The sequence below is a fragment of the Halomonas sp. C22 genome, from assembly GCF_007655045.1.
In the GTDB taxonomy this organism is placed as follows: Bacteria; Pseudomonadota; Gammaproteobacteria; order Pseudomonadales; family Halomonadaceae; genus Vreelandella; species Vreelandella hamiltonii.
Window position 1 is genome coordinate 355,017 of the sequence record NZ_VBVC01000003.1, and the last position, 6,913, is coordinate 361,929.

The window sequence follows — 6,913 nt, forward strand, 5'->3', positions numbered from 1 at the left end:
AATCAACAATCACTTGCCACGACCAGGCCTGGTAGCCATGAAAAGTACTCTGGAAGAGCAGCAAGCCTTCATTACCGTCGTGGACTGTGGCTCGATCACCGCCGCTGCCGAGCAGTTGGATATGACGGTCTCCGGCGTCAGCCGCGCCCTGCATCGGCTGGAGCAGAAACTGGGCACCACGCTCCTGCGCCGCACCACCCGGCGGCTGGAGCTGACGGAGGAAGGCGATACCTTTCTGGCCCACTGCCGCAGCATCCTGGCCGCCGTGGAAGCGGCCGAAGAGGCCGTGCAAGATCGCCATCAGCAGCCCAGTGGGCGGCTGCGCATCAATGCCGCGCCCAGCTTCATGCAGTTCGTGGTGGTGCCGCTGATCGAGGAGTTTCGCGCCCGCTACCCGCAGATCACCCTGGAGCTGGATACCCATGACCGCTTTGTAGACCTGCTGGAACAGCGGGTCGACCTGGCCATTCGCATTGGCACGCTGGAAGATTCGTCGCTCCATGCGCGCCCCCTGGGCCACAGCGCCCTGCGCGTGCTGGCCAGCCCAGCCTACCTGGCGCGCCATGGCTCCCCCTCTCAGGTAGCGGAACTGGCCCAGCACACCCTGCTCGGCTTCAGCCAGCTGGACCACCTCAACCGCTGGCCGTTGAACGGCGCCAATGGCCAGCCGCTGCACATCGCGCCCACCCTGGCGGCATCCAGCGGCACCACCCTGCTGGAGCTGGCAATCTCAGGCGTCGGTATCGTGTGCCTGGCCGATTTCATGACCCAGGCCCCACGCCAGCGTGGCACGCTGGTGGAAGTGTTGCCCGACCACACCACGCTGATCACACAGCCCATCCATGCCGTCTACTACCGGCAGGCCACGCTTTCCCATCGTACCCGGCTGTTCATGGAGTTTCTGGCCGAGCGACTGCCACCGCATTACGTCTAGCAGCGCGCTACGGGCCAACATCGCTTAATCCACACCGCTGCCCTAAGATGCAGAGATAGCACCCCACCCACACGAGGCTACCCATGACGGTTGCTGCGCTGAACGCCCCGCTCTTTGCCCCCCATGCCCACGGCGCCTGCTGCTGCGGTTCACCGCTACTGCAACAGTTTCACGAACGGGTAATGGCCGACGTGAGCCGTCGGCAGGTATTGGGGGGCACCGCAGCCGTCATGGCCATGTTCGCCGGTCTGCAACTGCCGTCGCTGGCCAGCGCCCAGCCGCGCACCGCGAATGGCCCGCTGCTATTGACCCATCTACAGCTGTTCGATGGTAGCGGCAGCGCGCTGCAACGGGACGTGGCCGTACGAGTCGAAGAGGGCCGCATTCGCGCCATTCTGCCCGCAGATGCCGCCGCTGAAGGGGCCGAAGTCATCGATTGTGGAGGACGCACGCTGATGCCTGGGCTCATCGACGCCCATTGGCACACCACGCTGGCCGCCATCACCCAAACCACCGCCATGACCGCCGATGTGGGCTACCTTCACCTGGTGGCAGCTCAGGAGGCCCGGCGCACGCTGATGCGTGGCGTGACATCGGTGCGCGACGTGGGCGGCCCCGCCTTTGCCCTCCAGCGCGCCATCGATGAAGGCATCGTCGATGGCCCCCGCATCTTTCCGGCAGGCGCCATGATTTCCCAGACCTCCGGACACGGCGACTTTCGCCTGCGTCACGAGGTGCCCAGAGGCAGCAACACACCGCTCAGCGAACAGGAACGCCAAGGCGTCGCGGCCATTGCCGATGGTGAAGACGAAGTCCTGCGACGCACCCGGGAGCAGCTCATGCTGGGCGCGTCGCAAATCAAGCTGATGGCGGGCGGCGGCGTGGCTTCCCTCTACGACCCACTCGACAGCACCCAGTTTACCGAACGCGAATTGCGCGCCGCCGTGGAAGCCGCCGACGACTGGGGCACCTACGTGATGGTGCACGTCTACACCTCCAGAGGCATACAGCGAGCGCTGCGAGCCGGGGTGAAATCCATCGAACACGGCCAGCTGGCCGATGAAGAAGCCGCCCGCATGATGGCCGGTGAAGGTGCCTGGTGGAGCCTGCAGCCCTTTCTGCAAGACGAAGATGCCAACGTCTACCCAGACGCCGCCCGCCGAGAAGCCCAGCGGCAAGTCGCCGAAGGCACCGTCCGTGCCTACGAGCTGGCCCAGCGTTTCAACATCCACACCGCCTGGGGCACCGACATCCTGTTCAGCCCTCAGAATACGCCCAACCAATTGCGCCAGCTCGCCAAGCTCACGCGCTTCTACGACCCGCTTACCGTACTGGCCATGGCCACCGGGCGTAACGGCGAACTGCTGGCTCTTTCCGGCCCACGCAACCCCTACCCCGGCACGCTCGGCAAAATCGAGCCCGGCGCCTGGGCAGACCTGCTGTTGGTCGACGGCGACCCCAGCCGCAACCTGGACTTCCTGAACGACCCCGAGCAGAACCTGCGCCTGATCATGAAAGGCGGGCGTATTTATAAAGACACCCGATAGCCCCAGCGCCAACACAAGCGCTAGAACGCCATGACTTCGACCACCCAATCGATGAATACGCGCAGTTTGGCGCTGACGTGTCGGTTGGGGGGAAAAGCGATGTACATCGGCATGGGCGCGATGTCCCAATCCTCGAACAGGCGCACCAGCTCGCCGCGCGCCAGATGCCCCTGAGCAATGTAATCAGGGAGGCAGACGACCCCCAGCCCCGCCACGCCCGCAGCCAAGCAGGCATTGCCATCATCGACCGAAACGATGTAGCGGCCTTGTACCTGAACACGCTGACCGTCCCGGTGCAGCACGCACGAAGAAGCGATTCCCGCACGCACCGACCGAAACCCCACAAGATAATGCGGAGGCGCCGACAACGCTTCAGGATGCGACGGAAAACCCGCTTTTGCCAGGTAACTGGGGGCTGCATAAACCCCCATCGTCAACTCGCCCACACGACGCGCCATCAAGGACAGATCGGTCAGCTCGCCGCCCCGCACCACGCAATCCACCCGCTCACCGATGATATCCACCATGCGGTCACTTACCCCCATCTCCAGTTGAATATCGGGGTATTTCGCGTGAAAGGCAGGCAACGCGGGTATCAGCATCATGCGTGCAAACGGGCTAGGCACATCGACCCGAAGCCGACCACGAGGGAGAACGGCGGCATTGGAAAGGCTGGTCTCGGCATCATCCAGCTCGGCCAACAGCTTGATGACGCGCTCGTAATAGGCCGCCCCGTCAGCCGTGACGTTCACTTTTCGCGTCGTTCTGTTGAGCAGCGTGACCCGCAGGCGCGCTTCGAGATACTGAACCTGCTGCGTCACGCTGGTTCGGCTGATCTGCAGTGTGTCAGCAGCCTTGGTAAAACTGCCGGTTTCCACCACGCGGGCAAACGCCTGCATGGCATCAAAGCGATCCATGGTTGTCCCCCTCCATGATTGTTTGGCCACAGCAAACAATGTTGATCATGATCCCGCGTTTATCCACACGCACGCCAGATTTACAGTGCTCCCACCATGAATCAAGGGTCGATCACGACCTACGAACAGCACTATTGGAGAGACTGATGGCTAAGCGTGATGTCGTTTTCCCGAACGGACGCCAGGATTTGTACGATCACAACGGCTACTCTGCGGCGGTACGCTCGGGTGATTTTCTGTTTGTCTCGGGCCAGGTAGGCAGCCGTGAAGATGGCTCACCGGAGCCAGACTTCGCCGCCCAGGTGCAGCTGGCCTTCGACAATCTGGCCAATGTCCTGAAAGCGGCCGGCGCCAGCTTCGAGGATATCGTCGACGTGACCAGCTTCCATACCGACCCCGAGGCCCAATTCGCTACCGTGATGGCAGCCAAGGCCCGCGCGTTCCCAGCAAAGCCCTACCCCAACTGGACGGCGGTCGGCGTCACATGGCTGGCAGGATTCGACTTTGAAATCAAGGTCATTGCAAGGCTGCCCACGACTTAGCCAATACACTTCAAATGATGCGTATCAAGTGAAGGGGCAACGAGGTGGCTCGGTGTAGTGTTGACTAGCGCCCCTTATATTTTGATAGCACAGAGCATCATGCTTCGGTGGCCGCTAGAAAATGACAGCAGGCCCCCAATGCGATAGCTCCACATTGACAGGTGTAAAATGATCGTTTTACACTGCAACCATGGATACCAAAACAAAGCTTGTTGCAGCAGCAGAAAGTCTTTTCGACCGCCACGGTTTTACCGCCACGGGAATGGACAAACTCACACGTGCCGCTAGCATGTCGAGCCGTACGCTTTATAAGCATGCCGGTAGCAAAACGGCACTGATCACCGAGGTGCTTAAAGAGCGCCATCGACGCTTCCAACCCTGTCTGGAAGTGAAAAGTATCTCAGCTCTCTTCGATTCGCTGGAAGCATGGATCAAAACCGAGGGTAGCCGAGGGTGCCTTTTCCTACGAGCTCAAGGTGAAACGGGTGGTGACACTCCCGAAATTACCGCTGTAGTGCTGGCTCATAAAAAAGAGCTACATCAAAAAATTCAGGAAATTGTCGCCCTGGAGACGGGAACATATCACCCACCACTAGCCGCACAGATTCTCGTGCTATTCGAGGGCGCCTCGGCAGTTGCCGTCTATCAAGGTATTGAGGCTATAACATCAGCCAGGGCCGCAGCTTTGACCTTACTCCAGCAGGTACATCGATGAACTCAAGCCTACTCTTGGGAGCCACGGGCTTTGGCCTCATTGCCGTTTGCTATGGCTTTGCCCGTTTTGCCTTCGGGCTATTTCTGCCCCAAATTGATGCTGAACTCTCTCTATCACCTACCGTCAGTGGCTTAATTTCGGGTGGCTCATTTCTTGGCTACTGCATCGCGATCATGCTATCAGCGTATCTGACCGAGCGCGTTGGCGCCCGTAACGTGGCCGTTAGCGCAGCCCTTGTAGCGGCAGCGGGTATGGTCGGTGTTGCGTTTGCATCATCTTCAATCATGCTTGCCAGTGCAGTGATGTTGGCAGGCTCAAGTACTGGACTGGCATCCCCTCCCATGGCCGCAGCGGTATCTGCCATCGTCAATCCGGTGCGCCAAAGTGCGGTCAACACCATCATTAACGCTGGCACCAGCGCGGGCGTGGTGCTTTCAGGACCCATCGCGTTACTGCTGGGAGGTCAATGGCGGTTCGCCTTTTCAGTATTTGCAGTAGCTGCTTTCATCATGGCGATAGCGGCTGCCGTAAGCGTTCCCAGCAACACCAAAGCTGCCTCGACAACCTCTACCGGCTTACCGCCTTTGAACAGCGACATGGCTCGACTGATTCTGGCCGCTTTTTTGATGGGTGCATCCAGCACTGCGCTCTGGACGTTTGGCGGTCGGCTGGTTTCATATCAGCTCGGTTGGAGCACAACGGGCACAGGGCTGCTTTGGATTGCTATTGGGGTTGCCGGTATCGTCGGGGCAGGTGCAGGGGCGCTGGTGTCGCGTTTTGGACTCAACCACACGCACTGGTGTTTTCTGACCGCCTTGGCAGCAGGGATTATTTTAGTCGGCACCAGCGTTACCACCCCGCTCTTGGCACTTCTTGGCGGCATGCTCTTCGGGGCGGCTTATATCATGCTCACCGGCATCTATCTAATATGGGGTGTCTCTGCTCTGCCTGAGCGACCTGCCACCGGCCTAATGGTGGGGTTTTTAACCATTGCCATTGGCCAAACGACAGGAGCCCCCATATTTGGACTTCTGATGGATCAGCTAAATCTCGACTACGCTGTGGTCATTTTTGCCTGCCTCGCCTTTACTGCCGGATTGGCAAGGGCCGGAAAGCCAATCCGAGTAGCCCACTAAATGAGCGGTTGTCGCTCCAGTGAAACCCCTCTACCGATTGAGGGCGTGCCGAAATATTTGGCCACCATGCACGTTACCCTGGCAGCGTGTCACACAAAGCGTCACAACTTGCTTTGAGCAATTCAACAATTGGCTCCACTTTATCATTGGTTAACCGGGTAATTAATGCGGAGACAGAAATGGCACCACGCATTACACCATGCAGGTCAAGTACAGGCAGTGCGATAGCGGCGACATCAGGATCACGCTCTCCCTTGGAGAAAGCATACCCCTTAGCCCGAATGTCATCATAAAACTCACCCTCTTCGCCACTGAACGCCAACAAGACGCGTCCTGTTGCTCCGCGATTAATAGGTAACAGGGCCCCTTCCTCCAAGTGGTGCCGCGCAGGCTTTGGCGAGTTTAACCTGTATAGGCACATACGCTGGTTTCCTAATCTTATAAAAAAGGAAGCCGTTTCCTGCGTTTGTTCCACAAGGTGGGCTAATTGGGGTCGTATCAGATCTCCCATGTCTCCTGTATGCCGAAACAAATTTCCAAGCCTCCATAGGCTGGGACCTAACGCATAAGTACCATCGCTTTCACGCACCACGCGGGCAAACGCCTGCATGGCATCAAAGCGATCCACGGTTGTCTTCCCTCCATGATTGTTTGGCCACAGCAAACAATGTTGATCATGATCCCGCGTTTATCCACATGCACGCCAGATTTACAGTGCTCCCACCATGAACCAAGGGTCGATCACGACCTACGAACAGCACTATTGGAGAGATTGATGGCTAAGCGTGATGTCGTTTTCCCGAACGGACGCCAGGATTTGTACGATCACAACGGCTACTCTGCGGCGGTACGCTCGGGTGATTTTCTGTTTGTCTCGGGCCAGGTAGGCAGCCGTGAAGATGGCTCACCGGAGCCAGACTTCGCCGCCCAGGTGCAGCTGGCCTTCGACAATCTGGCCAATGTCCTGAAAGCGGCCGGTGCCAGCTTCGAGGACATCGTCGACGTGACCAGCTTCCATACCGACCCCGAGGCCCAATTCGCTACCGTGATGGCAGCCAAGGCCCGCGCGTTCCCAGCAAAGCCCTACCCCAACTGGACGGCGGTCGGCGTCACATGGCTGGC

The 6,913-nt window shown here is 59.3% G+C and carries 8 protein-coding genes; 6 read left to right on the plus strand and 2 right to left on the minus strand.

The features are described 5' to 3' along the window. Positions 1-37: 37 nt before the first annotated feature. Together FEU76_RS08285 and FEU76_RS08290 are read left to right on the plus strand one after the other, a co-directional pair. Positions 38-934 (plus strand): LysR family transcriptional regulator, encoded by an 897-nt coding sequence (locus FEU76_RS08285; protein WP_144982038.1) that lies wholly within the window; start codon positions 38-40, stop codon positions 932-934. 83 nt (positions 935-1,017) lie between these two features. Further along, complete coding sequence (locus FEU76_RS08290; protein WP_144982041.1) at positions 1,018-2,481, plus strand: metal-dependent hydrolase family protein; 1,464 nt, start codon at positions 1,018-1,020, stop codon at positions 2,479-2,481. 20 nt (positions 2,482-2,501) lie between these two features. Here FEU76_RS08290 and FEU76_RS08295 read toward each other — a convergent pair whose 3' ends face one another. Further along, positions 2,502-3,398, minus strand: coding sequence for a LysR family transcriptional regulator (locus FEU76_RS08295; RefSeq protein ID WP_144982044.1), 897 nt, complete (start codon positions 3,396-3,398; stop codon positions 2,502-2,504). Positions 3,399-3,544: 146 nt separating this feature from the next. Between FEU76_RS08295 and FEU76_RS08300 the strand changes: the two genes are divergently transcribed. The 3 genes from FEU76_RS08300 (at position 3,545) to FEU76_RS08310 (ending at position 5,791) form a co-directional block, all read left to right on the plus strand. Continuing rightward, complete coding sequence (locus tag FEU76_RS08300) at positions 3,545-3,940, plus strand: RidA family protein (RefSeq protein ID WP_144982047.1); 396 nt, start codon at positions 3,545-3,547, stop codon at positions 3,938-3,940. Between the two features lie 190 nt (positions 3,941-4,130). Continuing rightward, positions 4,131-4,655 (plus strand): TetR/AcrR family transcriptional regulator, encoded by a 525-nt coding sequence (locus tag FEU76_RS08305; RefSeq protein WP_144982050.1) that lies wholly within the window; start codon positions 4,131-4,133, stop codon positions 4,653-4,655. After that, positions 4,652-5,791, plus strand: coding sequence for an MFS transporter (locus FEU76_RS08310; protein WP_144982053.1), 1,140 nt, complete (start codon positions 4,652-4,654; stop codon positions 5,789-5,791). Before FEU76_RS08305 ends, FEU76_RS08310 begins: the two co-directional genes overlap by 4 nt. A gap of 73 nt (positions 5,792-5,864) precedes the next feature. Here the strand turns inward: FEU76_RS08310 and FEU76_RS08315 are convergent, their stop codons facing one another. Beyond that, a complete protein-coding gene (locus FEU76_RS08315; protein WP_144982056.1) occupies positions 5,865-6,419 on the minus strand; it encodes an IclR family transcriptional regulator in 555 nt (184 codons plus the stop codon). 147 nt (positions 6,420-6,566) lie between these two features. On the opposite strand from FEU76_RS08315, the gene FEU76_RS08320 reads away from it, so the two are divergent. Beyond that, positions 6,567-6,913 (plus strand): RidA family protein (locus FEU76_RS08320; protein WP_144982434.1); only part of this gene is annotated, 347 nt, incomplete at its 3' end.

Coding starts and splice junctions, on each gene's coding strand:
- FEU76_RS08285 (WP_144982038.1), top strand. CDS start 38: ATGAAAAGTACTCTGGAAGAGCAGCAAGCCTTCATTACCGTCGTGGAC.
- FEU76_RS08290 (WP_144982041.1), top strand. CDS start 1,018: ATGACGGTTGCTGCGCTGAACGCCCCGCTCTTTGCCCCCCATGCCCAC.
- FEU76_RS08295 (WP_144982044.1), bottom strand. CDS start 3,398: ATGGATCGCTTTGATGCCATGCAGGCGTTTGCCCGCGTGGTGGAAACC.
- FEU76_RS08300 (WP_144982047.1), top strand. CDS start 3,545: ATGGCTAAGCGTGATGTCGTTTTCCCGAACGGACGCCAGGATTTGTAC.
- FEU76_RS08305 (WP_144982050.1), top strand. CDS start 4,131: ATGGATACCAAAACAAAGCTTGTTGCAGCAGCAGAAAGTCTTTTCGAC.
- FEU76_RS08310 (WP_144982053.1), top strand. CDS start 4,652: ATGAACTCAAGCCTACTCTTGGGAGCCACGGGCTTTGGCCTCATTGCC.